A 26,467-nucleotide genomic window follows, 5' to 3' on the forward strand; every position below is an offset into this window, starting at 1 on the left:
ATTTTCAAGTCGCCGCGAGTACCGCGCGCTCAAGCATGAATTTCTCCGCTTCCGTCATATGCTCGCGCATGATGGTGCGGGCGCGCTCTGCATCATCCGCCTTGAGCGCGCGCAAGAGACGAATCTGGTAACCGATGCCCGTTTCGCGCATCCACCAGGGTGTGGGTTCAGAATAGATCGCCCTGCACTCGGTCTTGTCGCGCAGCAAGCTCAGCAAGAATATGCAGATGAAACCCAAGACGCGGTTTTCGCTCATCCGCGCCAGGCCTGCATGAAAATCCAGTTCGGCAAGCCGCTGGCTATATTCTTCCACCGCCGATTTTGGTTCGTCCTCATAAGGGTTGATCAGAGACTGCAACTCGGCGAACTGCTCCGCTGTCAGTTTGCCGACCAGGCTTGCTGCAAGTTCGGGTTCGAGCGCCTTGCGCAGTGTGTAAATGTCGCTGATGGACGGCGGTTTGGAGAGAAACAGATTGTCGAGAATGCGAAGCGCATCATCATCCGAGACAACAGAGACGAAAACGCCACCGCCCGGCCCTGTCTTCGAGGCGGTCAATCCCTGAAATTCGAGGACTTTCAACGCCTCCCGCAACGTGCCGCGTGAAACGCCGAGCTTATCAGCAGCAAGCCAATCTGCCGGGACGCGCTCACCCATCTTGAGACCGGCGGTAACAATCTGCTCGCGGATCTGGTCGGCAATGATATCCGGGCGCTTGCGCTTCTTGGCCCCCTTCACCTGGGCTGGACGAGCGATATGATCCGCATTCTTCGGCATAAAGGTTTCAATCGTCTCCGTGCGGGTGGTAGCAAGCAGCGCGATGATTTTCGTTTCCGTCGGTTTGGTCAAGCGGTGGAAAGGCGGTTTTGCACACATCTGTCCCTCTGGGACAGCGAGCAAAGAACGAACAGCCAGGCGGCGGATTGTAGGGGTCAGGCAGCTCTGTATTGGTATCTTCCGGGATCAGCGATTTGCGCCCCGGCACAGGCGCGGAATTCAACAGAAGATGCGTATAGGGATGGCGCGGACGGGCGAAGACCTCCTTTGCCGGTCCGATTTCGACGATGCGGCCAAAATACATCACCGCCACTCTGTCACTGACGCTCTCGACCACTGAAAGATCGTGGCTGATGAAGATATAGGTCAGCCCGAACTCGTCCTTGAGCCGGTCGAGGATGTTTAGAACTTGCGCCTGGACCGAGACATCAAGCGCCGAGACCGGCTCGTCCAGCACGATCATGTCCGGGTCTGCGGCAAGCGCACGAGCAATGCCGATACGCTGGGCCTGCCCGCCGGAAAACTCGTGCGGGTAGCGGTCCAGGAATTCAGGCGCGAGGTTGACCGCCTCCATCAGTTCTCTCAGCCGCTCTTCACGCTTTTGACCATCAAAGCCCCGCAAATGGATGAGCGGCGCTTCCAGAATGGTGCGGATCGTCTTGCGCGGGTTGAGGGAGGCCACAGGATCCTGGAAGACATATTGCACCTTGCGGGCGAGCTTGCGCGGATCGGCTTTGGCTTCGGCAACGAGATCGGTGCCATCAAACCTGATCGTGCCGCCAGTTGGCTTATCGAGCCCGACGATGAGCCGGGCAAGGGTTGACTTGCCGCAACCGGATTCGCCCACCACGCCCATCGTCTCGCCCTTCTTGACGTCGAGAGCGACGCCCTGGACGGCGTGAACCGCCGGCAGGCTTTTGCCGAACAGCGTTCGTCCGCCACCGAAGCGGCGTTCAGCGTCGGTGATTTCCAGCAGAGCTTCAGGCATCGATTGGCTCCTTCGTCTCCGGATAGAGGCAGCGCACCGCCCGTCCCTCACTCATTTCGGCAAGAGGAATTTCGCCGCTTCGACAGTCGGGCTGTGCCTTGGGACAGCGGGCAGCGAATGCGCAGCCTTCCGGCAGGTTGTTGACCACCGGCGGGCGGCCTTCGATGGCATCGAGACGCCGCCCCGGCTCGCCCAGTACCGGCACACAGGCAATCAGCCGCGATGTGTAAGGATGGGCGGGCGCAGACAGGATTTCATCGGTCGTGCCGGTTTCAACGATTTTGCCTGCATACATGACCGCCACGCGATCACAGATGGCAGAGACGACACCAAAATCGTGGGTGATGAAGAGGATCGCGACATTGTGCTCCTTGCGCAGCGTCGCCAGCAGCGAGAGCACCTGCGCCTGCACCGTCACATCAAGCGCGGTTGTCGGTTCGTCGGCGATGATCATGCGGGCATCATTGGCGAGCGCCATGGCTATGCACACGCGCTGGCGCATGCCGCCGGAAAGCTCGTGCGGATAGGCTTTCAGCCGCTCTGCCGGATTGGGAATGCGAACCATGGCCAACAGGTCTGCCGCTTTCTTCTGCGCATCGGCAGAAGAAAGCGGCTGGTGGGCCTGGATGGCTTCCACCAGCTGGTCCCCAACTGTGAAAAGCGGATGGAGGGTTGAAAGCGGATCCTGGAAAACGTGGCTCACGACAGAGCCGCGCAATTGCCGCACCTGTTCATCCGTCATGGAAAACAGATCGTCCCCTTCCAAAAGCGCGACGCCATCGACGATGCGGCCCGGCGGGGTCGGCACAAGTCCCATGATCGACATAGCGGTGACCGATTTTCCAGAACCGGATTCGCCCACAAGCCCCAGACATTCGCCCTGCTTCAATTTCAGGTCGACGCCGCCGACGGCCTTATAGATATCGCCGCCGACATGGAACTCGGTTTTCAGCCCCTGCATGTCCAGTGTGGTTCCAGTCTTCGGGCGAACATCCGGCACATTGGTGCGGGTGACGGCCGTTCGGGCAACGGGACGCGACAACGCGCCCGATTTCAGCCGCGGATCAAGCACGTCGCGTACGCCGTCGCCCAAGAGATTGATGCTCATGACAAGGACAAAGATCATCAGACCCGGTACGATCGAAACATGCGGTGCCGTAAAGAGAATCTTGCGCCCGTCACCCAGCATGGAGCCCAGATCAGCCTGCGGCGGCTGCGCGCCAAGCCCCAGGAATGAAAGACCTGCGGTTTCGAGGATCATCCAGCCGATGGTGGTCGACATGGTGATGATGATGACGGGCAGTACGTTCGGCAAAATCTCCATGAAGAGGATCTGCGCATTGGACTTGCCGGACAGGCGGGCCGCATCGACAAATTCGCGGCGGGAAAGCCCGACCGTGATGCCGCGAATATTGCGTGCGAAAAACGGGATATTGACCACGGCGATGGCATAAAGCGCATTCAGAAGCCCTGGGCCCAATGCTGCGACAATTGCAAGCGCCAGCAGGATATAGGGAAAGGCCATGATCATATCGATGCCGCGCATCATCAGATTATCCACGCGACCACCCGCATAACCGGCAACGAGACCGATAAGCGAACCGAAGAAGGCGGCGATCAGCGTGGCGGAAATGCCCACTGCGAGGCTGACGCGCGTTCCCCATATGAGGCGTGAGAGAATGTCGCGGCCAAGCGCGTCCGTACCGAGAAGATGGCCCTCGGCAAAGAGCGGCTGCAGGCGGTTTGCCGGTGCTGTGACATCCGGATTGGGCAAGGGCAAGAGAGGTGCTGCCAGGGCCAGGAGAATAACCAGGCACAAGACGACCAGGCCACCGGCGGCCAGCGTGTTGTTCATCAGCAGGCGGACGGCGCTCGGGCGTCCGCGCTTTTTCTTCTTTTCCGGCGCTGTGCCGGCAGTCACCTCAGCCATCAGCGCAACCTCGGGTCCAGAATGGTTTGAACGACATCAACGATCAGGTTGAAGAGCACATAGGCTGTAGCAACAACCAGAACGCCGCCCTGCACCAGCAGGATATCGCGTGTTGAAATTGCCTTTACGAGCATGGAGCCGATGCCTGGCCACTGAAAGACCGTTTCGATGTAAACGGCGCCACCCAACACGAAGCCCGCCTGAATGCCGATCACGGGTACCACGCTGACAAGGGCCGCCTTGAAGGCATGTTTATAGATCACCCGACGCTCGCTGATGCCTTTGGCGCGGGCGGTGCGGATGTAATCCTGCCGCAGGACCTCAAGCATGGATGTGCGGGTGAGACGGGCAATCACCCCGGTTGCGACAACGGCCAGCGTCAATGCCGGCAATGTCAGGTGGGCGAGAAGATCGGGCAAGTCGCCGCCGCCATAAATCGCCCACATGCCGCTTGGCGGAAACAACTTTATCTTCACGGCAAAAACCAGGATCAGCAAAAGCCCGAGCCAGAAGGACGGCGTGGAAATGCCGATGAGAACGATGAACGTAATCACCTTGTCGGCCCAGCCATATTGGCGCACAGCCGAGACGATACCGGCCAGAAGGCCGAAGATGGAACAGAGAAGAAGCGCAGGCCCGGCCAGAATGAGGGTTGCGGAGAAACGCTCCAGCACCTCGTCAATCACCGGACGGTTCAGCGTGTAGGAACGGCCGAAATCGCCGTGGAACATGTTGCCGAGCCAGATGAAATATTGCTGCACCATGGGCTTGTCGAGGCCAAGGTCGCGGTTCAGCTTCTCGACATTTTCAGGTGTTGCAAAGGACCCGAGAATGGCCAGAGCAGGATCGCCGGGGATCATCGCCATGATGACGAAGACGATGATGGAGAGCCCGAATATCACGGGAATGGCCGCAAGCAGGCGTTTGGCAATATAAGCGCCCATTGTCTGGCTCCAGTTATGGTTTCGCTGTTCAATCCGGTGGTGCTGTCCTGCACCACGTTCCGGTCTGTCGGATCCGTGAATGACGCCGGTCTATTTTGTCATTCCCCTCCCCCTTTCAGAGGGAGAGGATTTTTTGGCCATTACGGCTTGGAGACCTTCTGCAGCATCAGGAAGAAGGACGGTTGCAGCTTGAAGTTTTCAACGGCTGCACTTGTGACCGCATTCTGCTTCCAGTTGGCGACGAAGACCCAGGGCGCATCGTCATGAACGATCTGCTGCATTTCCTTGTAGAGCTTGGCGCGCTCGGCCTGATCGGTCGACTGGCGGGCCTTTTCCAGAAGTTCGTCCACCTTCGGGTTGGAATAGTAGCCCGAGTTGAAGCCGCCCTTATCCGGGAATGCTTCACTGCGCAGCGCCAGGAAGGGCAGCGTGTCGGGGTCGTTGGTCATCCAGGCCATTTCGGCCATGTCTGCCTTGCCCTCAAGACCGGGGTTCACCTTGCCGAGGAACGTGTTCCACTCGTAGGTTTCGATCTTGACCTTCATGCCAACGGCTTCAAGGTCGGCCTGAATGGCTGTCCCCATGGCCGTCGGGTTCAGCATGCCGGAGCCACCGTCGGTGACATAGAAAGTCACTTCAGACCCGTCATAACCGGCTTCCTTGAGCATGGCCTTGGCCTTTTCCGGGTCATACGGATAGGGCTCCAGCGAATCGTCATGCGCCCAGGCAAAGGCCGGCGGTGTGGGGCCTGCGGCAACATCTGCGGTGCCTTGAAGAACGTTTTCAACCAGCGCCTGCTTGTTGATCGCATAGTTGGCGGCCTGGCGGATTTCCTTGTTGGCGAAGGGACCGTCCTTGGTATTGAGGATCAGGAACCAAAGGTGCGGACCGGCCTGTTCGTAGACCTTGAAGCTTGCATCGTCGCGGAACTGGGCAAGGTTATCCGGCGGCACTTCCACCATTACATCAAGCCCACCGGCCAGCATTTCAGCCACGCGCGTGTTGGCATCGGTGATCGGACGGTAGACGACGGCCTCAAGCGGCGGCGCGCCATCCCAATAATCGGGGTTCTTTTCCACCACGACCTTTTCGTTCGATGCCCATTCGACGAATTTGAAGGCACCGGTGCCGCTTGGATGGCGGCCGACATCCTTGCCATATTCCTTCACAGCCTCAGGGGAGATCAGGAGACCGGTTGGATAGGCAAGGTTTGACAGGAACGGCGCATAGGGTGCCGAAAGATCGAACTCGACGGTCATATCGTCGATTACCTTCACCTCGGACACCGTGGAGAAGAAGAAGGCCAGCGGGAACGGACCGGTGTCATGATAGGGATGATCTTCCTTGAGCATCCGGTCGAAATTGAATTTCACCGCTTCGGCATTGAACGGTGTGCCGTCGTGAAATGTCACGCCTTCACGCAGTTTGAACGTGTAGACCTTGCCATCGTCCGAAATGGTCCAACTGGTGGCCAGTGACGGCTCAACCTCAAGGGTTCCGTCCTTGTAGCGCACCAGGCCATCATAGAGATTGACCAGGATGCGGAAGTCGTTGACTGCCGTATCTGCTGCCGGGTCAAGCGACTTCGGCTCGGCGATCTGACCGACGATCAACACATTCGGTGGTGTTTGCGAAAAACTTGGCGATGCAAATAGCAACGACGCCGCAGCAAGCGCTGCGGTCAGTAGCGTTTTCATAGCGTTCTCCCTCTTTGTCATTGGCCAATTAGTCCTCAAATTTTCCGCCGTGACAAGTATTTATTATAATAAATTCATCAAACCCGTTTGATTGCTTATAATTTATGCATAAAAATAGGATTTAACCAAAAAGGGAGCGCCACATGCCCAAGCCTGAAGCCAAGATCAATTCCGGTCGTTTGAAGGCGCTGCTCGGCGGGATCAACACATTCGGGCTCAATGCAGAAACGGGCGGGTTCAACCGGGTTGGTTTTTCCGATGCAGACATGGCTGTCAGGCAATGGTTTTGCGATCAGATGCGCGCTGACGGGCTGGATGTGTCGATGGATTCGGTCGGCAACCTGTTCGGGCGAATGGGGCCTCAAGGTGGGCCCTGCATCATGGCGGGATCGCATCTCGACACGGTGCCTGAGGGCGGCGCATTTGACGGCGCACTGGGGGCTGCTGTTGCACTGGAATGTGCCCGGTCAATCCGCGATGCGGGGATGAATCTAAAAACGCCGCTGGTCGTTGCGGCGACCTCTGAGGAGGAAGGCCGGTTCGGCGGCATGCTGGGGTCGCAGGCAATCAGCGGGCAGATTGCCGATGGCTGGCTGGAAAGCGCCGCTGACGCAGATGGGGTGCTTCTCAGCGATGCCATGCGCGCCCAAGGTTTCGAGCCGTCATGTGCCGGCGAAGCGGCATGGAAGCCCGGCAGTATCAAGGCTTTCCTTGAACTCCATATCGAGCAAGGCCCCGTGTTGGAGGGCGAAAAGCTGGCGGTCGGCGTGGTTGAGGGCATTTCCGGCATTCTGGTGCTTGGCGTGCGCTTTGAGGGCATTGCCAACCATTCCGGCACCACGCCGATGAACATGCGGGCCGATGCCTTTGTTGGCCTTGCCGAGGTTGGCAGCTCGATTGCGGGGATTATCGAGCGCGCCGGTACAGAGCAATCGCGTGTGACAGTTGGAAAAGTCGAACTCTCGCCGAATTTTCCCCATACGATCGCCGGCAGTTCCGAGTTTACCATCATCATCCGCGACACATCGGAAAGCGTGATGAAAAGCCTGCGGCGGGAAATCGAGACCAGCATCGCCAGCGCGGCCGCTCATAACAACCTGAAGGTGAAAATCGAGGCGCGCAGTTTTTTGCCGCCGCAGACGCTTGATCTGAATATCCGTGAGGCCTTTCTGGCGGAGGCTGAGGCGTTGGGACTGTCGCACCGGGTCATGCCGTCGGGTGCGGGACACGATGCCCAGACCATGCAGGCTTTCTGCCCTGCCGGCCTGATTTTCGTTCCAAGCCGCAACGGCGTCAGCCACGCGCCGCAGGAATGGACCGACTGGGCCGATATCGAAAAGGGCGCTCAATTGATGCTGAACACCATTGTGCGGCTCGCGGGTGCCTCAGACTAAAATCGAGACAGGAGCAGGCCATGTGCAGCATCTGCAACTACACGATCCACGCGGCACAGCACCATTTCGGCTGGGACAACAGTCTGGAGCCGGCTGAAACGGTCGCGCCAGGCTCGACCGTTCTGTTCAAATGTCAGGATGCGTCAGCGGGTCAGATCACGCGCACAAGCACGGTCGAAGACATCGCGAAGATGGACCCGGCCAAGGCCAATCCGGTGAATGGACCGATTTATGTTGCCGATGCCGAGCCGGGTGATGCGCTGAAGATCACCATTGAAAGTTTTGCCCCGTCCGTGTTCGGCTGGACAGCGAATATTCCGGGCTTCGGTCTGCTGGCGGATCAGTTTCCCGACACTGCACTGCATATATGGAACTATGATTCTGTGGGCTTGAGACCAGCGCTTTATGGCCAGCACGCACAGGTGCCGCTGAAGCCCTTTGCCGGCACGATCGGCAATGCGCCGGCAGAGCGCGGCAAACATTCGATCATCCCGCCACGCCGGGTGGGCGGCAACATGGATATTCGCGATCTCGCCGCCGGTTCGGTTCTCTATCTGCCCGTTGAAGTTTCCGGCGCGCTGCTTTCAGTCGGCGACACCCATGCGGCGCAAGGGGATGGCGAGGTCTGCGGAACGGCGATTGAAAGCCCGATGGATGCGGTGATGACGATTGACCTCATCAAGGGCGCAAACCTGAAGATGCCGCGCTTTTCGACGCCTGGCCCGGTCACCAACCATCTGGACAGCAAGGGTTACGAGGTGACAACCGGCATCGGCCCTGACCTGATGGCGGCAGCGCGGGATGCGGTTTCAGGGATGGTGGACCTCATATCGGCTCAGCACGGGGTCTCTGCCGTCGACGCCTATATGCTGGCGTCTGTGTGTGGCGATTTGCGGATCAGCGAAATCGTCGACGCGCCGAACTGGGTTATTTCCTTTTACTTTCCGCGCGTCGTCTTTGATTGAAATCTATGACTGCGAGCCAAGCTCCCGGCTCTTGACATCCGCCTTCAGCTCCTGCTCCGCCTCGCTGGTTTTCTGGCGTGTGAAGCCCGCAATGCCTTCCGTGGTCGGCTCGTAATCCTTGGATATTTCAACCTTGCTGGCCACATAGACCGTGATCAGCTCGGCCAGCGAACGCAGCGCATGCATGTGGATGCGTTCATAGCCGTGGGACGCGTCCACGCCGAAGGTAATCAATGCTGTGCGCACATCTGCGCCGGCTTCGATAGCGCTTGCCGAATCGGACCGGTAGTAACGGAAAATATCCTTCTGGTAGCGGATATCGTTTTCCTTACAGAGTTCCACAAGCTTCTTCGTCAGGTGATAATCGAAGGGACCGGTCTGGTCCGCCATGGCGACCGTGACGCCGAATTCTGCGGAATTTTGGCCAGGTGCCGAGGTGCCATTGTCAACGGAGACCATGGAAGCGACTTCGGGTGTCAGCACCGAAGATGCCCCAACGCCCACTTCTTCTGCAATGGTGAAGAGGAAATGGATGTCGACCGGCGTGCGGATATTATTGTCCTGCATGGCCTTCAAGGCTGCAAGCGCCACTGCGACGCCGGCCTTGTTGTCCAGGTGTCGCGAAACGATAAAGCCGTTGTCGATGAATTCGGGGGCCGGATCGATGGCAACGATATCGCCAATTTCAATATCCAGGCGCTCAAGATCTTCGGCATCACGGGCCAGCGCGTCCACTCGCAACTCCACGAACTCCCAGCCTACAGGCAGGGTGTCCACTTCGTCATTATAGGTGTGGCCGGACGCCTTGAGCGGCAGGATGGTGCCGCGATAGGAGCCACGGTCGGTGAAGATGGTTGCGCGCGCACCTTCTGCAAATCTGGCAGACCAGTTGCCAATCGGCACGACGGCAAGTCGCCCGTTTGATTTCAGATATTTGACCTGCGCACCGAGTGTATCGAGATGGGTGACGATGGCGCGCGCACCCTTGCGGCGCGACCCCTGGCGCACGGCGCGAATGGCACCGCGCCGGGTCAGCTCCGCATCGAGACCCAGACGCTTTAATTCTTCCGTGACGAAACGAACAATCGTATCGGTGTAACCTGTCGGACTATGAATGGCCAAAAGCTGAGCCAAAATCGACTGCAGATAATCCGTATCAATTGTAAGCCGCGTCATGTTTCCTCCCGTTCCTTATGGTCCTGATTTTGGCGCAGTCTACGCGCTGTTGCAGGCATTGAAAGAGGAAAGAGCAAATCAATGAACCGTTCGGCGGTTGGTTGCGGCTCGTGATTGGCAAGACCAGGCCGTTCGTTCGCTTCGATGAAGGCATAATGTTCAGAGACCGGCGATTTGACCATGAAATCGATGCCAACCACCGGAATATCAATGGCATAGGCGGCATCAATCGCGGCCTGGATGAGTGTTGGATGAACGATCTCCGTAACATCGTGGATCGTGCCGCCGGTGTGAAGATTGGCCGTTTTTCGCACCGTCAGTTCCTCACCTTCGGCCAGCACGGAGGCCAAGGTCTTGCCCTTGGCTTCGAGCGTGCGTTTGGTCTCGGCATCGACAGGAATGGACGATTCGCCACCTGTGGCGGCCATTCTGCGGCGGCTTTGGGCCTCGATCAGCTGTTCAATCGTGCTTTCGCCATCACCCACGACCACGGGCGGGCGACGAATGGCGGCTGCAACGACCTTGAAATTGATGACGACAAGACGCAGGTCCTGTCCCTCGACCATCTCTTCGATCAACACCTCATCAGCGACCTGTCGCGCATCGGCGATTGCCGCATTGAGCCCCTCCACATCGGTGAGCCCGATGGATATGCCCCTGCCCTGTTCGCCGCGCGCCGGCTTGACGACCACACGGGGATGTTCCTTCAAAAACGCTTCAAGCTCTTCAGGCTCTGCATTCGCGCCGATTTGTTTCGGCACCACGACGCCCGCCCGTTCGACAACACGGCGGGTGACTGCCTTGTCATCACAGATGGACATGGCGACGGCGGTTGTATGTTCAGACAGCGCCTCGCGGCAGCGAACCGTCACACCGCCTTGAGTGAGACGGAAAAAGCCGCCTGCCGCATCCAGAATATCAACCTGGATGCCGCGGCGGCGCGCTTCGTTGACGATGATCTCCGCATAGGGGTTCATCTTTTCCTGAATTTCAGGGCCGGTGAAGAGCTTTTCGTTGAAGACATTCTTGCGCTTGACCGTGAACAGCGGCACCCGGTGAAACCCGAGCTTTTCATAGAGTGCGATCGCCGACTGGTTGTCGTGTAAAACAGAAAGGTCCATGTGCTTGGCATTGCGTGCCACGAAATATTCCGCCAACCGGCGCACGAGCATCTCGCCGATGCCACGATGGGCCGCCTGCGGGTCGACCGCCAGGCACCAGAGCGAGGAGCCCTTCTGTGGATCGCCGAAGGCGCGCTCATGGTCAATTCCGGTCACGGTTCCAACGATCTCGCCGGTGCGTTCATCCTCTGCGACGAAATAGACAAGCGCACGCGCATCACGCTTCGACCAGAAGAATTCGGGCGCCACCTGCACCATGGCGCGCGAGGCATAAATGCGATTCATTTCCACCGCATCGTCGCGCGACGTCAGACGGCGGATGAAGAAGCCCTGCGGTTCCCGATCGTTCGGCTTGTAGTCTTTCAGGTCGAGACGATAGGTGTGCGAGGGATCGAGAAATATCTCCTGCGGCGCACTGGCCAGCAGCACATGCGGATCCTGCACATACATTGCAATGTCGCGGCAATCCGGCTTTTCCTCGCGCAAGGCCCCCGTCAATTGTCCGGGGCTATCAAAGGTCTGCCCGAAGACGACCCGGCCCCAACCGCAATCGAGCGAATAGTTTTCCTTTGCAGCCGGGCTTTCACCTGAAATATCGGCTGCCTGTTCGGTTTTAGGTTCCGCCATTTTCCCGCCCTCAAACTGCGTGCGACTGCAACCACATTTCAAGAAGCGCAGCCTGCCAAAGCTCCGAGCCACGCAGTGGCGTGATGTGATCGGCAGGTGCAGCAAAAAGCTGGTCCAGCCAGCTTTGCTGAAACAGACCACGCGATTTTGCCTTTTCCGAGGTCAAGGTGTCCTTGACCATCTCCAGGAAGGGGCCTTCGATATATTTCAGCTGCGGAACAGGGAAATAGCCCTTCTTGCGGTCAATGACCTCGCTTGGGATGACCTGGCGCGCGGCATCCTTCAAGACACCCTTGCCGCCATCGTTCAACTTGAATTCCGGCGGTATGGTCGCGGCCAATTCCACCAGTTCATGATCGAGGAAGGGGACGCGGGCCTCAAGCCCCCAGGCCATGGTCATGTTGTCCACGCGCTTGACCGGATCATCGACCAGCATCACCTGGCTGTCGAGGCGAAGCGCGCGATCAACCGGCGTTTCGGCATTCGGCATCATCAGATGCGTTGTCACAAGGTTGAAGCTTTCGTCTTCGTCAGCCATCCATTCCGGTGACAGTTGCGTCGCGAGCTTTGCATGGCTGCGGTCAAAGAAGACCTTGGCGTAATCGGTTGCCACATCATTGGAATTCATCAGCGGCGGATACCAGTGATAGCCGGCAAACACCTCATCGGCGCCCTGCCCGGACTGCACGACCTTGATATATTTCGAGACTTCGCGCGACAGGAGATAAAAACCGATATTGTCGTAGGAGACCATCGGTTCAGACTGCGCATGGATCGTGCCGGGCAGATTTTCCATCAATTGGTCGCCGGGGACGAAGATCTTGTGGTGATCGGTGCCGAAATGCTTGGCAATGAGATCGGAATAGACGAATTCGTCGCCCTTTTCACCATTGGCCTCTTCAAAACCGATGGAGAAGGTCATCAGATCCTTTTGGCCTTCTTCTGCCAGAAGGCCGACGATGACGCTCGAATCAACCCCGCCGGACAGGAGGACGCCGACCGGCACATCAGCCACCATGCGGCGGCGCACAGCTGTGCGCAGCGCATCGAGCACGCGGTCGCGCCACTCTTCACGGGTGACGTCCTTGTCTTCGGTGCGGCGCAGATAAGGCGGCTGCCAGTAGACATGCTCACGCATGCTGCCATCGGCTTCATAGCGGCGGATGGTTGCAGGCGGCAGCTTGCGCACACCTTTGAGAATCGTGCGCGGCGGCGGCACGACGGCGTGAAAGCTCATATAATTGTGCAGCGCCGCCCTGTCGATTTCGGTATCCGTGTCACCAGCGGCGAGGACGGCAGGCAAGGTGGAGGCAAACCGGAAACGCTTGCCATTGTGTGAATAATAGAAGGGTTTGATGCCAAAGCGGTCGCGGGCAATCGTCACCGCGCCGGTTTCGCGCTCATGGATTGCGAAGGCGAACATGCCATGGAAACGCTCCACGCAGGCCTCGCCCCAATGGTGGAACGCCTTGAGAATCACCTCCGTGTCGCCATGGGAGAAAAAGCTATAGCCGGCGTCGGTCAGATCTTTGCGCAACTCAGGGTAGTTGTAAATGCAGCCATTGAAAACGATCGTCAGCCCGAGCGCTGGGTCGGCCATCGGCTGTGCGGCATTTTCGGAGAGGTCGATGATCTTCAGCCTTCGATGTCCGAATGCAAAGGCTCCCCTGGCCACTATGCCCGTTCCATCGGGGCCTCTGGGCGCAAGCGCCGCAGTCATTTTTTCAACAGCTGCGCTATCCGCAAACGATCCATCAAATCGGATTTCTCCGGCAATTCCACACATATTGGCTCCACCTTCCACTTCTGCAGGACATGCCATACCCTGCCTTGTTGAAACTAAAATAAAAAAGGCGCGGACAGCGCCGCGCCTCTTCATAATGCCTCACTAACGCAAAAAGTTCCGCGTTTCAAATTTTCGGGCCGGCAGCGTAAGGCCAGCATATACAAAACCAGCCCTGGGCAAGACGGCGGACGATGCTTTAGCCAGCGTCATCTGGATGTGCGACGGGGAAGGATCCGGTTCGAATTCAAAGGCACGCAAAGGGGCCCGGCCTTGTGGCACAACCCCGTAGAGCGCAGCGTTATCCTATTGAAGCGCCCGCCGCGCCGAAGACCTACCGTGAGAAGACTTCAAGGGAAGTTCAGCCTCGGCATTGAGATCGACGCCGAAATCTGGCCCGTCTCTCTCATCAACTATGATCTAGGAAATATCGATGCCGCAGACAAAAAACCGTAATCATCCGACAACCCAATAGGCTTGAATTTGTCGCCTGTGTCTTAGGCAAACTCTGTTACCTATGTCTACGGTATGGGCACAAAAGGAAATGGCGGAGAGGAAGGGATTCGAACCCTCGATACCCTTTTGAGGTATACTCCCTTAGCAGGGGAGCGCCTTCGACCACTCGGCCACCTCTCCGCGTCTTTTGGCGCTGATAAAGAAAAGCTGAGGCTTAATCAACTCCAATTTTCCAGAAATCCGCAATTGCAACGACCTTGATGCGTGACGGACAAGAGATGGAATCGTCACAGCCTTCCCCACCAGCGAAACAGGCCCCTTCAAGAAGGCCATCCGGCACGGCGACTTCACACACTTAAATGGGCGACTCGCGAGCCCGCCATCGGTGATTCCGTGTCAGTTCGGCACAGCTCAGCCTTCGAATTGACGCCACTGAAGAGACGGATTCGTGGCTTTGGGCGGGAGCTTTGAAGACAAAGAACCAGTAAAGGCAGCATTTCCAATAAAGGAAGAGGTCTTTGCGCGGCAAATGTCGAAGGTTGCGATGCACGCGCTAAACCACTGGAAAAAAACGCATTTATTAACAGAAGGTAAATAAATGAACCGATTGCGTGATGTCTGCGTGACTTTTGCGCAACAGCTTATCGGTAAGAACATCAAATTGGCAGCAAGAAATGCGTTTGGCGATTGCGTGACGGAAAGCGTTTTGTATTTTCAGCTTCGGAAGCAGCGGCGGAAACGTACGCCTTCTAAAGAAACGCTGGGGATGGGCAGGGAATGCTGGCCATCAGCAAATACCCAGACCCAACATAACTTTGACTGGAGGTCACACATGACTATTAAGAGCCTTCTTCTCGGCTCCGCTGCAGCTCTCGCAGCAGTATCCGGCGCTCAGGCTGCCGACGCTATCGTCGCTGCCGAGCCCGAGCCCATGGAATACGTAAAGGTTTGCGACGCTTACGGCGACGGCTACTTCTACATCCCCGGCACCGAAACCTGCCTGGCCATCAGCGGCTTCCTGCGTTACGATGGCGAATACACGTTTGGTCCTAAGGACTACACAAGCCAGTTCCGCGCTCGTATCCAGCTCGACGCCAAGAACGACTCCGAGTACGGCACGGTTTACTCCCGCATCCGTTTCGAGCCGCAGAGCACGAACAACGGCCGCATGACCGACGCTACCCGCGGTACCCAGGGTTACATGGGCATCGGTGGTCTGGAACTCGGCCTTTATGACCGTCAGTGGCACCGTTTCTTCGGTTACGGCGGCTACAACACCATTTATGATGGTGCATACGGCTACAACCTCGGCCAGTACGTCAGCTACTCTGCTGACCTCGGCGGCGTTTCCTTCATCGCCAACGCTGACTTCACCGGCGTTCCGAACAAGGCTGGCGTTTTCGGCGCTGTTAAGGGTTCCTTCGGTCCTGCTTCTGCAGTATTCGGCGTAGCTTACGACTCTGCTGTCAAGGCCTTCACCGTAAAGGGCGCTCTCGAAGCTGAATTCAGCCCGGTTACCGCCAAGGTACAGGTTTCTTACACCGACAAGAACGGCAGCCTCTACCAGGCTGGCTACGGCTTCTTCATCCTCGGCAGCTTGAAGGCCAACGTCACGGACGACGTTGTTGCTTACACGACTGCTACCTGGTCTGAAAAGCCTTCGAAGAACTACGGCGTTTCCGCTGGTCTGACCTGGAACGTTGCTAGCGGCTTCGCTATCTCCGGTGAATACTCTCACGCTCGTACCGCCGGCGCACACAGCAACGCTGTTGCTCTCCGCGTACAGCGCTCGTTCTAATCTGATTAGAACCTGTTGATTGAGTTGGCCCGGTTCACGCCGGGCCAATTTTTTTTGCCTTCGAAAGCCGGACGAGGATCAGGTTGCTTCTGGTCCTGCGGGATCTTGTCTGTTCGAGGGCAAAATCATGCCCAACGGCAGCGGCGACGAAGGCCAGCTCAAACCGTTGCGGTGGTTAGCGGCGGTATTGAGGACCTCAAATCTCGGCCAACTTTGGAGCGTGTGCTCAGGTTCCTCAGGCACCAGGCTTTTGCCGATGCTGTGTGTGCATCACGGTGTTTCTATTCCATCGGTCAGATCAGCAAGCTATCCGTAAGCGCCTTCAACGCAGCCAGGAGGAATTATGCTTTGCCTTTTGGGTTGGACAGAAATGCATCCATCTGTTGGAATTGCTGCTGCGACGAAGCGCTGAGCCTTCTCTTGCACCCAACCGTGGGTACCAACAGCCGCAACCGTTTTGCGCGAACCAAAGTTATCTGTGCTGATTTCCGGGCGAAGTCAGGATGTTTGAATTCGCTGCTTTATCAGCGCGCCGGCGCAAACAATGGCAAGCGCCTAGGGCAGTCTTTCTTCCAGCGCCTTTAACGTTTCGGGGCCAAGCGCGCCATCCATCTTCCCGTTAAACGCGCCCTTTTCGGCCAGAAGCCTCTGAACCTCGGTCGCAAATTGATGAGTGAATTCCTGCGGTTCGTCGGTGAGCGCTTGCAACTGTGCTTTTTCGCCGTGTTCAATGGCGCTGAGTGCCCAGCGGGCTGCCTCCTTTGGATTTGGAGCGATGCCGAGCCCCTTGTCGTAGATCCGCGCTAGTCGGCTCATGGCGTAACTGCTTCCATCCGCAGCCGCCTTTTCATACCAGTAGCGGGCTTCGGTATAGTCCTGTTTGCCGCCGGAGCCTGCATCGTAAAGATAGCCGAGCACCGCCATGGCATAGGCATCGCCGGCACGAGCAGCTTTTTCATACCATTGCCGTGCTGATTCCATGTTTTTCGCAGTCCCCAAGCCCTGCTCATGGGCATAGGCGGTGGCCGTCATGGCGTCCACATCACCGGCTTCCGCTGCCTTGCGATACCAATTCAACGAGGTGACGTAGTTCTGGTCGACGCCATCGCCTTCGCGGTAGAGAAATCCGAGTGCAGCCATTGCCTTGCCATAAGCCTGTTCCGCAGCCTGGCGGTACCAGTTGAGGGCCTGTTTCATGTCTTTGTCGAGGCCGGCTTTGCCGTTTCTGTAGGCCCACGCCAAGGATGTCTGAGCGAAAGGATTGCCGGCTTTCGCGGCTTGCTCAAAGAGCGTGCGGGCACGATTGCCATCGGCATCGACACCGTTTGCATCCAAATGGAGCCAGCCAAGATTGGTCATCGCATAAGTGTTGCCGGCTGCGGCTGCCTTCTCATAGGCCTCGCTCGCCTCTTTGGCGTTATTCGATGCTTCATGCGCCCGTGCCAGAAAGTCTATCAACATGCCATTGTCGGGCTCTTCGTTGACGGCCTGGGCACAGGCCGTCAATGCGCGGCCGGCGTCAATGCGTTTCAAGGCAACACCCGGATAGCCCGGGATTGCGCCGGGTTCGGCGGCAAGCAGATAACAGTCCCGCCGCGCGGGGCTGATTGATTCTTCATTTGCGCTAGCGCGCGGCACCAGCGCGATGATCTGACTCTCGGCAGCACGCCGGTGGGCACTGTCGGGATAACGTTCCAGAAAACGCACAAACGCTGCAGCATCTGAAGAGCCGCGAATGGCCTCCCAGGCGATATCGTCGGCCTTGCCGGCAGTGGACTGGTCCTGTGCATTCAGCATTTCAAGCTTCTTTTCAGCCAGCAGCCGATAGACCGGGTCAGCTCCATGGCGCTCCAGAAAGACCTCAATCAATTCCTTGTCGGCGAGGTCGCGTATATTTTCCCAATCGGCAGCCGCAGAATTCTCCCCTGCCCCGCTCCCCATGTTGATTGTGGCCTCGTTGATATTGAGGATCACCTGAGCTCCGCCGAGTGAACCATAAACAAAGGGCTCCTGCTGACGGTTTGTCAGCTCAATCACATAGTCGCGCACTTTGCCGAGCGCGATGCGGATATCGAGGCCGGGTTCGACGAGAAACTTCGACAGGGCCAATGCAAAGGGCGAATTGCCGCTGGAGCCATCAAGCGCGACGGTTCCGGCGCGTGATGCAAATGCAACCAGCATATCGGGAGCTTTCGGCTCCACCTTGGCCAAACCCTTTCCGAGCGAGCGGCTGGCGACAGAACGGGTCATGGTATTTGCAAAAGGATTGTCGCGGCAGGCATCCAATATCACCAGCTTCAGACGGGTGGCACCGTTCAATGCGCGCTCCAGACGTGAGAGAACCAAGGTTTCGTCGGCGACATCGCGATCCGACTTGAGGGTCGCATCGACCGGGATGAGATAATTCCTGCCGTTCATTTCCATGCCGTGGCCGGAATAATAAACAAGTGCGACCTCGGCACCATCTGCCAGGTCTTCGAAATCGCGCAGCGCCTTCTGCATGCCGCGCAGATCAAGATCGGACGCGATCTCGACGCTTGAAAAGCCGGCCTCTTTCAGCACACCGGCCATCAACTCCGCATCATTGCGCGGATTGCTCAGATTGGAGACATTCTCATATGTCTGGTTGCCGATCAGCAGTGCCACGCGGCGGCCCGTTTGTGCAGACGCAGCGCCATTCATCAATGCCAGCATGAGCAGGCATGCGAGTGTCAGCAATACGGAGCGGCTCAACCGGCGCATCGTTTCTCCCCTCTTTTCCATAACCAGGATCATTACGGATGAGCGGCGGGGTTTCAATGACGCGCGCCAAACATGCACCTGAAAAACTTGGCGGTTGCAGCCCATAGCGAATTATGTTGATATAAACCTAAATGACATGGGAGAGAGGTTCATGGCAAAACGGGTGTTGCTGCTGGTGGGAACGCGCAAGGGGGCTTTTGTTCTGGAGAGCGACGAAAGCCGCCTTCAATGGTCGATCAATGGGCCTTATTGCGAGGCCTGGCCGATCAACCATGTCATTGCCGGTGAGGATGGTGCGCTCTATGCGGCGGGCGGCAATGCATGGTTTGGCCCGGCGGTGTGGAAATCGACAGATCTCGGTGAGAGCTGGACCCGCTCTGCTGATGGCCTTGCTTATAGCGAGGGCGAAGCGCCGGTGACGTCGGCCTGGAGCCTTTCCAGCGCACATGGCCGTCTATATGCCGGGGTCGAGCCGGCGGGCCTGTTTGAAAGCACCGATGGCGGCAAGAGCTTCACGCATGTTTCCGGGCTTCGCGATCACCCTTCGAAGCCTGACTGGATGCCTGGCGCCGGAGGGCTCATTTTGCACAATATCGTGCGTCATCCCGACGATGCGAATCAGACGTGGATTGCCATTTCAGCCGCCGGCGTGTTTTACACCGCAGACGGGGGCAAGAGCTGGGAGGCGCGCAACAAGGGTACGCGCTGCGACTATTATCCCGGAGACATGCGCTATCCCGAAACCGGCCAATGCGTGCACTGCATCGTGATGGCTCCAGGACGGCCTGAACGGCTTTATCAGCAAAATCACTGCGGCATGTACCGCTGCGACGATGGCGGCAAGAGTTGGAGAAGCGTGGAAAAAGGTCTTCCCTCCAGCTTCGGCTTTCCCGTGGCCGTGCATCCCCATGACGCCGACACACTTTATTATATCCCCCTCAACAGCGACAGCGGCGGGCGTTACGTGCCGGACGGCAAAGCCGCTGTCTGGCGCAGCCGTGATGCGGGTGAAACATGGCAGGACCTGCGCACCGGTTTGCCACAGGAAAACGCCTATTTCGGCGTGTTGCGGCAGGCTATGGCAACGGACAAGGAAGCAAACGCCGGGATTTACTTCGGCACCAATACCGGCAGCCTCTTTGCCAGCAATGATGCAGGCGACAGCTGGCGGGAGATTGCTGCGCACCTGCCGGTGATTCACTCTGTTGAGTCCGTGACGCTTGATGGCTGAATGCAAGGTTCACACGGTCCTGCCTGATGCTCTTGTGCGGCTTTTTCCAGAGGCACCGCGTCGGCTTGATCTGGCTGCAAGCACCGTCGATGAGCTGTTTGAGGCGCTTGATTCGCATTTTCCGGGTATGGCCGAATGCCTGCGCGACAACCGGCCGTCCATCCGTAAACACATCAATGTCTTTGTCCGGGGCGAGCGGGCAGTACTGTCTACACCACTGGAAACAGGCGAGACTGTCTATATTTTGACGGCGATTTCAGGCGGATAATCGTCCCAAATCTTGATAAACGCTAAAATTTGAACAGTTCTGTTTCCCAATCCCTAGTAGAGTGTGTCTATTTTGGCCTGCAGTATAAGCTGGGATAGTGAATTGATGGAACGAGCGACCTATTTGGCCCGCGTACCTTCTGAAATGTATGAAAGGCGCTATGAGCGCTTTCCCATCAATCGACCCGGTGAAATTGCCTACCTGGAATCAGGGCTCGGCGGACTGCGCAAGATCGGCGTGAAGGTTCTGGACATGTCGCAAGGCGGTGCCGGGCTAGAGCTGCCGCTGTCAATAAAGCTGCCGCAGCACTATTATCTCAGCGTATTCGGTTTTCCCAACCGCTTCGGCTGTGCCGAGGTTCACCGCAACGGAACACGCATCGGCGTCAAGTTTCTGGGTAACATTGATGGCGAGTTGCTGAGCAGCATCGTGCGTGCAGATTTCCGCGCCGGTGCCGTCAATCTCCGTCGCTGAACGGTTACTCTTGCCCGGCGGCAAAATTCTCTTATTGTGGCGCAACTTCAATTTCGAGGCTCGCCATGTCCATGTTCTCGCGTTTCACGCCCCTCGTCGCATCTCTGCCGGCGACCGTACCGTTTGTTGGCCCCGAAGCCATTGAGCGGCAGCGTGGTCTCACCGTAATGGCGCGCATCGGCGCGAATGAAAACGGATTCGGTCCAGCGCCGTCCGTGCAGAAAGCGATTGCCGATGCGATCGGCGGTGTATGGCAATATGGCGATCCCGAGAATTTCGATCTGGCTGCCGCACTTGCCGCGCATTTGGGAACGCAGGCAGACAATATCGCCATTGGTGAAGGTATCGACGGTCTTCTAGGCCTGATCGTGCGCATGATCGTTGAACCGGGCGGCGCGGTTGTTACGTCACTTGGCGCATATCCGACCTTCAATTATCACGTCAACGGCTATGGCGGACGGCTGGTGACTGTACCCTATCGTGATGATCGTGAGGATCTGAACGCATTGCTGGATGCGGTCAGGCGCGAAAATGCACCCCTCGTCTATTTTGCCAATCCGGATAATCCGATGGGCAGTTGGCATTCGGCCAGCGATGTCGTTGCATTTGCGAAGGCACTACCGGAAACAACCGCGCTCGTGCTGGATGAGGCCTATTGCGAAACCGGTCCGGCGGATGCCCTGCCCGCCATCAACGCGCTCATTGATCTGCCAAATGTGATCCGCACCCGTACCTTTTCCAAAGCCTATGGTCTGGCCGGTATGCGTGTCGGTTATGCGATTTCGACGGCTGGAACGGCCAATGCATTCAACAAGGTGCGCAATCATTTCGGGCTGAACCGACTGGCTTCCGTGGCAGCGCTTGCTGCGCTGAAGGACAAGGCCTATCTGGAAACGGTGGTTGAAAACATCCGTGCCTCGCGCCATCGCATTTCAGACATTGCGCGCGCGAACGGACTTGAACCTCTTCCCTCAGCCACGAATTTCGTTGCCATAGACTGCGGCAAGGATGGCGTTTATGCGAAGGCAATCGTCGATGGCTTGATGGAACACGGCGTCTTCATCCGCATGCCCGGTGTTGCGCCGCTCAACCGATGCATCCGGGTGAGTGCCGGCCGCGAGGGGGATATGGCGCTTTTGGAAGCCGCACTTCCCAAGGTTTTGAAATCACTTGAATAAAGAAAAAACCGCGCTGAATCATCCAGCGCGGTTCATGTTCTCGAGGCTACTTGCCTCGTGCCATTGTTGTCCCGTTTGCCGGGCTTCTTGGTCTTGAAATCCTGTGCGGCCTTCATGCCGTCAAACGCTTGCACCGTCGCGTCTTATTAGTGCATCGTCATCCATTCGCGCGCTTCACGCAGCGCCTGGGCCAGCTGTGCCTTGGTCATGCACTCGACGAGGTCAGCACGAAGGGCAGCTGCGCGTTCACAGCCTTTGATCGCTGCAATGTTGAGCCACTTGTGCGCCGTCACGAGGTTCATCTCGCATCCACCGCGGCCAGCGGCGTACATCAAACCCATTTCGCAAAGAACATCGGCCTTGGCTTCACCGCCCATTGCGCTCATTTCATTCATTTCAAAACGTGCCATTTTCTTAATCCCTGTTGCCTGTTTTTCAGTTTGCCTGTTTTACCTCTTGAGCCCTGCTGGCCCTGCCCGTCTTGATGCGGGCTGGGGCCTGCCTGGCTTATGTCTTCAAAACAAATCCGGTCGTTTTTCTCGCCGTCTTTTGCTTTGCGGCCGGGTTGTCTCCCGTGCTCGTTTTGATGGGTTCAGTATGTGGCAGGGGTTTCAATACTCGCTTAAAATGCATGATTAATTTGAAGCAAACAAAACTCAAACGATTGGTAAATTTGGGTTTTTGTTAAACATCACAACGCCTGCATTTCTGCAATTTCGCCGAAAATTTTACGAAATATTGAGGCTGTCATTTCAACCAAACGGTAACCACGAAAAACGAAGGCATTTTTTCAGATGGTGAAAAACAGGGCGAAGATATCCGGAAAATGACGCGTTTCATCGAGGCCGAGACGCAGAATTTCCTATTTACCTTTACGTGCGCGTTAAATATATTCGATGTCATGAAGGCGGGAGGTTGGTTTGGTATAAGGTGCAAACCACACTTGCATGGTTCAGGCCGCAAATTTTGGAGGATTTCGAATGATAAGAGTGCTTTCGGCCACAGCTTTGGCTATTCTGTTTGTCGCCCCTGCATTCGCTGCTGAGCCGATTGAGGGTACGTGGAAACGTTCCAACGGCACTCTGATCAAGTATTCAGCCAGCGGCGGGCAGTTCTGCGGAAAGGTTCTGAACGGCGAATACAAGGGCCAGTCCATCGGCTGCATGAAAGGCAGCGGCGCGGATTACAAGGGCGAGGTCAATAAGCTCGACGAAGGAAAGACCTATTCCGGCAAAGCGAATGTGAGTGGAAACACCATGAAACTCTCCGGCTGTGCGCTGGGCGGCTTGATCTGCAAGAGCGACAGCCTCGTGCGCCAGTAAATCCAGACAATTTCTCCCTGCTTGAGCCCGCGTTTTTCGCGGGCTTTTTTTGTGCCCGCAGAGATGAACAGCGGATGAACGGACGGCTCAGGCTTGGTTCAGTTCAAATGCGCCAAAAAGGCAGCGTGTATTACTGCGTAACCTTTTTCGGGGACGGAAAAATGGAACCTATTGTTCGCCGCATGGCCCTCATCGCATGTATGAGCATGGCCTTTGCACTCACCTTCTCTGCCATCGTTCAGTCCAAGCAGGACCATGCTCAGCGCTATCACGCGGGAACCTCGGTCGCCTGCCTGCATCCCGCCAGCACCTTTTGTGTCGATCTACGGTGACCCTTCCGAAGGCGGGTAAATCCCGCCTTCGTCACATGCTTCAGAAATCTGAACGCCAAATGAACGCCCCTCTCAGAGTTGGTTCAGATGCAATCCTGCATAACGGGATCATCGAAACGACAGGAACCCACGGGGAGCGAAAACAATGGCCACCAGCATCAAGACATTCTCTGCACGTTACGTCATCCGCGCACTGATCCTTTCTTCCATCTTCATGGTGCCGGTCGGTGCCATGGCCTTCAACAACAGCGACGGCATGAACGTCAGCAAGCAGGGTGCCGGTTTTGTTCTTTACGTCAGCCTGCAGCGCAATGCGATGGGTGGCTGATCTTTGCTTCGACCGACAGTCAGCGCCAATTGCCTGTCACATTGTTTGATCTATAATGGCTTATGGACAAACGAATCTTTTCTTCACAACCGCTACCCTTCATTTCCCCCGAACCTGCAGCGCCCCAGGTTTTCGATGATCCGGCCAAAGCCGTCGATGCATTGAAGGCCCTTTACAAGCGCAATACCGACTTTCTGATCGATGCCTTCGATGCCATGACCAAGGGCGTGACGCCCGGCACGCGTTTCCGCGCGTTCTATCCGCAGGTGAGCATCGAGACCTCCAGCTTCGGACTGATCGATTCCCGTCTCTCCTACGGGCACGTGACATCACCCGGCGTTTATGCAACGACAATCACACGGCCTGAGCTTTTCCGCTATTATCTCAGGCAGCAGCTTGATCTCCTGATGAAGAACCACGGTATCAAGGTGACGGTGTCGGAATCGACAACGCCGATCCCGCTGCATTTTGCCTTTGGTGAAGGCGCCTCGGTGGATGCGCCGGTGGCCGAATTGCAGGACGTGCAATTGCGCGATCTGTTTGATACGCCTGACCTCAACACAACCGATGATGAAATTGCCAATGGCAATTATGAGCCGGAGCCCGGCGAGCCGCAGCCGCTGGCGCCCTTCACGGCGCAGCGCATCGATTATTCGCTGGCCCGACTTTCCCACTACACGGCGACCAGCGCGCGTCATTTCCAGAATTTCGTGCTGTTTACCAACTACCAGTTCTACGTGGACGAATTCTGCAGGTGGGCGCGCGAACAGATGGCTGCCGGTGGCAACGGCTATACGGAGTTTGTGGAGCCCGGCAACCTGATCACCCATGCGGGGGAAAGGAACCCGAGTGAGGGCGGACCGCCGCGCCTGCCACAGATGCCGGCCTATCACCTGAAGAAAAAAGGGCATGCCGGTATTACCATGGTGAATATCGGCGTTGGCCCGTCGAATGCCAAAACGATCACCGACCATATCGCCGTGTTGCGCCCGCATGCGTGGCTCATGCTCGGGCACTGCGCAGGTCTGCGCAATTCGCAGCGTCTGGGCGATTATGTTCTGGCGCATGCCTATATGCGCGAAGACCATGTTCTGGACGATGATCTGCCCGTGTGGGTACCGATCCCTGCCCTTTCCGAGGTTCAGCTTGCGCTGGAAGATGCAGTGGAAGAGGTGACGGGCCTCCAAGGCTATGAGTTGAAGCGCATCATGCGCACCGGCACGGTCGCGACGATCGATAACCGGAATTGGGAACTGCGCGACCAGCGGGGTCCGGTGAAGCGACTCAGCCAGGCGCGGGCCATTGCGCTCGATATGGAATCGGCAACCATTGCCGCCAACGGGTTCCGCTTCCGCGTTCCCTACGGCACGCTGCTTTGCGTATCGGACAAGCCGCTGCATGGCGAATTGAAGCTTCCGGGCATGGCAACCGCGTTTTACAAGACGCAGGTGAGCCAACATCTGCAGATCGGCATTCGCGCTGTTCAGAAGCTGGCAGAGATGCCGCAAGAAAAACTGCATTCACGCAAATTGCGCTCTTTCTTCGAAACCGCCTTCCAATAGGCGGTTTCATTTCCGGCTAATGCAGCGAGCGCACCCTGCGGTCGCGCAGTTCTCTTGGCACCGGCGCCATCTGGCAGAAAAGCTGTTTGAGTTCCTGATCGAGCAACTGCGGTGATTCCAGGCTTTCGATCCGCTGGATTTCGTCCGAGGCCGCCATGAAAGGGTCCACGTCTATTGGCAGGCTCAAGAGCCAATCCAGAAACATTTCCTTGGCAATCAACTCAATCTTGTCCGCGCTCTTCTGATTCATATCAAGCCTCGATTTCAACTGGTCCTAGCGGACGCGAGCAGCAGGCGAGGATATAGCCGTCTTCCAGATCGCTGTCCGAGATGCCGCCATTGTGCTGAATGTCCACCTCGCCGGAGCGCTTTTTGACCTTGCAGGTACCGCAAAGGCCGCTTTCGCAGGCAGCGGGAATGCGAACGCCACTTGCGCGCGCCGTCTGCAAAACGGTCTGACCGTCCAGTGCGGTGCCAACCGTGCCTGACGAGAGAAATTCCACGCGATGACCGTCGAGCGCCCCTTCTGCTTCGGCAATGATTTCGTCGACGGCCATGAGCGGGGTTTTCGCGGCTGGTGCCACCACGAAACTTTCCTGATGGTAGCGGGCCATATCGAAGCCCTCCGACCTCAGAAGGCTGCTGACGGCGTTCATGAACGGCTCGGGGCCGCAGCAGAACACTTCGCGCTTGAGGAAGTCGGGTGCCAGAATTTTCAGCTTCTGCAGGTCGATGCGGCCCGTGAAACCGGCCCAGGGCGTGGAGCGGGTGCGGGTTTCGGAAATGAAGCCGAGCTTCAAGTTTTCCATGTGGGTGGACATGAAATGCAGCTCGTCGCGGAAAATGATTTCTTCCGGGGTGCGTACCGAGTTGATGAAGGTGATATCTGTTGCCGGTGCACAATCGCTCAGCCAGCGGGTCATCGACATCATTGGCGTGATGCCAGAACCGGCCGATATGAAGAGATATCGGCTGGCAAGCTTGCGGCTCAGCGTGAAATGACCATTCGGCCCGTAGGCACGGATGCGCGAACCGGGGTGAACATTGTCGAAAATCCAGCGCGTTCCAATGCTGTTGGGCTGCGCTTTGATGGTGATCGAAATGGCATAAGGACGCGACGGAGAAGACGAAATCGTATAGGTGCGATGCAGGTCTCCGCCCATGGCGCGCAGTTCCAGCGTAATGAACTGGCCCGGCAGATAACGAAACCAGCCGCCCCCCTCCACCGCAAAAGTGAAGGTTTTCACATTGGGGGCTTCGTCGGCAACATTCAGACACACCAGCATCTGGCGTGACGAATTCCACGGCTTCATCTCATCGAGATGCAAGGCTGCGGGAACGGCTCCCGTGAGGGCGACTGCGTTCATCTCAGCTTA

23 protein-coding genes and 1 tRNA gene are annotated in these 26,467 nt (G+C 57.3%); 11 read left to right on the forward strand and 13 right to left on the reverse strand.

Going from position 1 to position 26,467, the window contains the following annotated elements:
- Nucleotides 1-4 precede the first annotated feature (4 nt).
- From NHF56_RS10385 to NHF56_RS10405, 5 genes are all read right to left on the reverse strand, one after another.
- Entirely contained in the window at nucleotides 5-874 is an 870-nt protein-coding gene (locus NHF56_RS10385) for a FadR/GntR family transcriptional regulator (protein ID WP_252804037.1), read from the reverse strand.
- A complete protein-coding gene (locus NHF56_RS10390) occupies nucleotides 783-1,763 on the reverse strand; it encodes an ABC transporter ATP-binding protein (protein WP_252804040.1) in 981 nt (326 codons plus the stop codon). The genes NHF56_RS10385 and NHF56_RS10390 overlap by 92 nt, the downstream gene beginning before the upstream one ends.
- Entirely contained in the window at nucleotides 1,756-3,693 is a 1,938-nt protein-coding gene (locus NHF56_RS10395; protein ID WP_252804041.1) for a dipeptide/oligopeptide/nickel ABC transporter permease/ATP-binding protein, read from the reverse strand. Before NHF56_RS10395 ends, NHF56_RS10390 begins: the two co-directional genes overlap by 8 nt.
- Nucleotides 3,693-4,637: an ABC transporter permease gene (locus tag NHF56_RS10400; protein ID WP_252804043.1), complete on the reverse strand. Its 945-nt coding sequence runs from the start codon at nucleotides 4,635-4,637 to the stop codon at nucleotides 3,693-3,695. The genes NHF56_RS10395 and NHF56_RS10400 overlap by 1 nt, the downstream gene beginning before the upstream one ends.
- Nucleotides 4,638-4,777: 140 nt before the next feature.
- On the reverse strand, nucleotides 4,778-6,334 hold the full coding sequence (locus NHF56_RS10405) for an ABC transporter substrate-binding protein (protein ID WP_252804045.1): 1,557 nt from the start codon (nucleotides 6,332-6,334) through the stop codon (nucleotides 4,778-4,780).
- A 143-nt stretch (nucleotides 6,335-6,477) separates the two neighbouring features.
- Here NHF56_RS10405 and NHF56_RS10410 point away from each other — a divergent pair, with 143 nt between their 5' ends.
- Both NHF56_RS10410 and NHF56_RS10415 read left to right on the forward strand, forming a co-directional pair.
- Nucleotides 6,478-7,728 (forward strand): Zn-dependent hydrolase, encoded by a 1,251-nt coding sequence (locus NHF56_RS10410; RefSeq protein WP_252804047.1) that lies wholly within the window; start codon nucleotides 6,478-6,480, stop codon nucleotides 7,726-7,728.
- Between the two features lie 20 nt (nucleotides 7,729-7,748).
- Nucleotides 7,749-8,693 carry an acetamidase/formamidase family protein gene (locus tag NHF56_RS10415; protein WP_252804049.1) on the forward strand — a complete coding sequence of 315 codons (945 nt, stop codon included), beginning with the start codon at nucleotides 7,749-7,751 and terminating at the stop codon, nucleotides 8,691-8,693.
- Nucleotides 8,694-8,696: 3 nt separating this feature from the next.
- Here the strand turns inward: NHF56_RS10415 and NHF56_RS10420 are convergent, their stop codons facing one another.
- From NHF56_RS10420 to NHF56_RS10435, 4 genes are all read right to left on the reverse strand, one after another.
- Nucleotides 8,697-9,869, reverse strand: a complete 1,173-nt coding sequence (locus tag NHF56_RS10420) for an osmoprotectant NAGGN system M42 family peptidase (RefSeq protein ID WP_252804051.1) — start codon at nucleotides 9,867-9,869, stop codon at nucleotides 8,697-8,699.
- Complete coding sequence (gene ngg, locus NHF56_RS10425) at nucleotides 9,866-11,617, reverse strand: N-acetylglutaminylglutamine synthetase (RefSeq protein ID WP_252804053.1); 1,752 nt, start codon at nucleotides 11,615-11,617, stop codon at nucleotides 9,866-9,868. The genes NHF56_RS10420 and ngg overlap by 4 nt, the downstream gene beginning before the upstream one ends.
- Before the next feature lie 10 nt (nucleotides 11,618-11,627).
- Entirely contained in the window at nucleotides 11,628-13,403 is a 1,776-nt protein-coding gene (locus NHF56_RS10430; RefSeq protein ID WP_252804954.1) for an N-acetylglutaminylglutamine amidotransferase, read from the reverse strand.
- A 542-nt stretch (nucleotides 13,404-13,945) separates the two neighbouring features.
- Nucleotides 13,946-14,036: transfer RNA gene (locus NHF56_RS10435), tRNA-Ser, on the reverse strand.
- A gap of 418 nt (nucleotides 14,037-14,454) precedes the next feature.
- Here NHF56_RS10435 and NHF56_RS10440 point away from each other — a divergent pair.
- Nucleotides 14,455-15,654: a porin gene (locus tag NHF56_RS10440; protein ID WP_252804055.1), complete on the forward strand. Its 1,200-nt coding sequence runs from the start codon at nucleotides 14,455-14,457 to the stop codon at nucleotides 15,652-15,654.
- A 555-nt stretch (nucleotides 15,655-16,209) separates the two neighbouring features.
- On the opposite strand, the gene NHF56_RS10445 is transcribed toward NHF56_RS10440, so the two are convergent.
- Complete coding sequence (locus NHF56_RS10445) at nucleotides 16,210-18,396, reverse strand: caspase family protein (protein WP_252804057.1); 2,187 nt, start codon at nucleotides 18,394-18,396, stop codon at nucleotides 16,210-16,212.
- A gap of 151 nt (nucleotides 18,397-18,547) precedes the next feature.
- On the opposite strand from NHF56_RS10445, the gene NHF56_RS10450 reads away from it, so the two are divergent.
- The 4 genes from NHF56_RS10450 (at nucleotide 18,548) to NHF56_RS10465 (ending at nucleotide 21,547) form a co-directional block, all read left to right on the forward strand.
- Nucleotides 18,548-19,627, forward strand: coding sequence for an exo-alpha-sialidase (locus NHF56_RS10450; RefSeq protein WP_252804060.1), 1,080 nt, complete (start codon nucleotides 18,548-18,550; stop codon nucleotides 19,625-19,627).
- Nucleotides 19,620-19,895: a MoaD/ThiS family protein gene (locus tag NHF56_RS10455; protein WP_252804062.1), complete on the forward strand. Its 276-nt coding sequence runs from the start codon at nucleotides 19,620-19,622 to the stop codon at nucleotides 19,893-19,895. The genes NHF56_RS10450 and NHF56_RS10455 overlap by 8 nt, the downstream gene beginning before the upstream one ends.
- Nucleotides 19,896-20,000: 105 nt before the next feature.
- On the forward strand, nucleotides 20,001-20,369 hold the full coding sequence (locus NHF56_RS10460) for a PilZ domain-containing protein (protein ID WP_252804956.1): 369 nt from the start codon (nucleotides 20,001-20,003) through the stop codon (nucleotides 20,367-20,369).
- A 65-nt stretch (nucleotides 20,370-20,434) separates the two neighbouring features.
- On the forward strand, nucleotides 20,435-21,547 hold the full coding sequence (locus NHF56_RS10465) for a pyridoxal phosphate-dependent aminotransferase (RefSeq protein WP_252804064.1): 1,113 nt from the start codon (nucleotides 20,435-20,437) through the stop codon (nucleotides 21,545-21,547).
- Between the two features lie 146 nt (nucleotides 21,548-21,693).
- On the opposite strand, the gene NHF56_RS10470 is transcribed toward NHF56_RS10465, so the two are convergent.
- A complete protein-coding gene (locus NHF56_RS10470; RefSeq protein ID WP_252804066.1) occupies nucleotides 21,694-21,957 on the reverse strand; it encodes a sel1 repeat family protein in 264 nt (87 codons plus the stop codon).
- Nucleotides 21,958-22,527: 570 nt separating this feature from the next.
- On the opposite strand from NHF56_RS10470, the gene NHF56_RS10475 reads away from it, so the two are divergent.
- The 4 genes from NHF56_RS10475 (at nucleotide 22,528) to NHF56_RS10490 (ending at nucleotide 25,091) form a co-directional block, all read left to right on the forward strand.
- Entirely contained in the window at nucleotides 22,528-22,869 is a 342-nt protein-coding gene (locus NHF56_RS10475; protein WP_252804068.1) for a DUF2147 domain-containing protein, read from the forward strand.
- Nucleotides 22,870-23,030: 161 nt separating this feature from the next.
- Complete coding sequence (locus tag NHF56_RS10480; RefSeq protein ID WP_252804069.1) at nucleotides 23,031-23,201, forward strand: hypothetical protein; 171 nt, start codon at nucleotides 23,031-23,033, stop codon at nucleotides 23,199-23,201.
- A gap of 145 nt (nucleotides 23,202-23,346) precedes the next feature.
- Nucleotides 23,347-23,529, forward strand: a complete 183-nt coding sequence (locus NHF56_RS10485; protein ID WP_252804071.1) for a hypothetical protein — start codon at nucleotides 23,347-23,349, stop codon at nucleotides 23,527-23,529.
- Between the two features lie 62 nt (nucleotides 23,530-23,591).
- The gene (locus tag NHF56_RS10490) at nucleotides 23,592-25,091 is read left to right on the forward strand and encodes an AMP nucleosidase (RefSeq protein WP_252804074.1); all 1,500 of its coding nucleotides are present in this window, start codon (nucleotides 23,592-23,594) and stop codon (nucleotides 25,089-25,091) included.
- A 16-nt stretch (nucleotides 25,092-25,107) separates the two neighbouring features.
- On the opposite strand, the gene NHF56_RS10495 is transcribed toward NHF56_RS10490, so the two are convergent.
- Both NHF56_RS10495 and NHF56_RS10500 read right to left on the reverse strand, forming a co-directional pair.
- A complete protein-coding gene (locus tag NHF56_RS10495) occupies nucleotides 25,108-25,341 on the reverse strand; it encodes a hypothetical protein (protein ID WP_252804076.1) in 234 nt (77 codons plus the stop codon).
- 1 nt (nucleotide 25,342) lies between these two features.
- Nucleotides 25,343-26,458, reverse strand: a complete 1,116-nt coding sequence (locus NHF56_RS10500) for a hybrid-cluster NAD(P)-dependent oxidoreductase (RefSeq protein WP_252804078.1) — start codon at nucleotides 26,456-26,458, stop codon at nucleotides 25,343-25,345.
- Between the last annotated feature and the right edge of the window lie 9 nt (nucleotides 26,459-26,467).

It is taken from the genome of Rhizobium sp. L1K21 (genome assembly GCF_024055895.1).
Lineage (GTDB): Bacteria > Pseudomonadota > Alphaproteobacteria > Rhizobiales > Rhizobiaceae > Ensifer_A.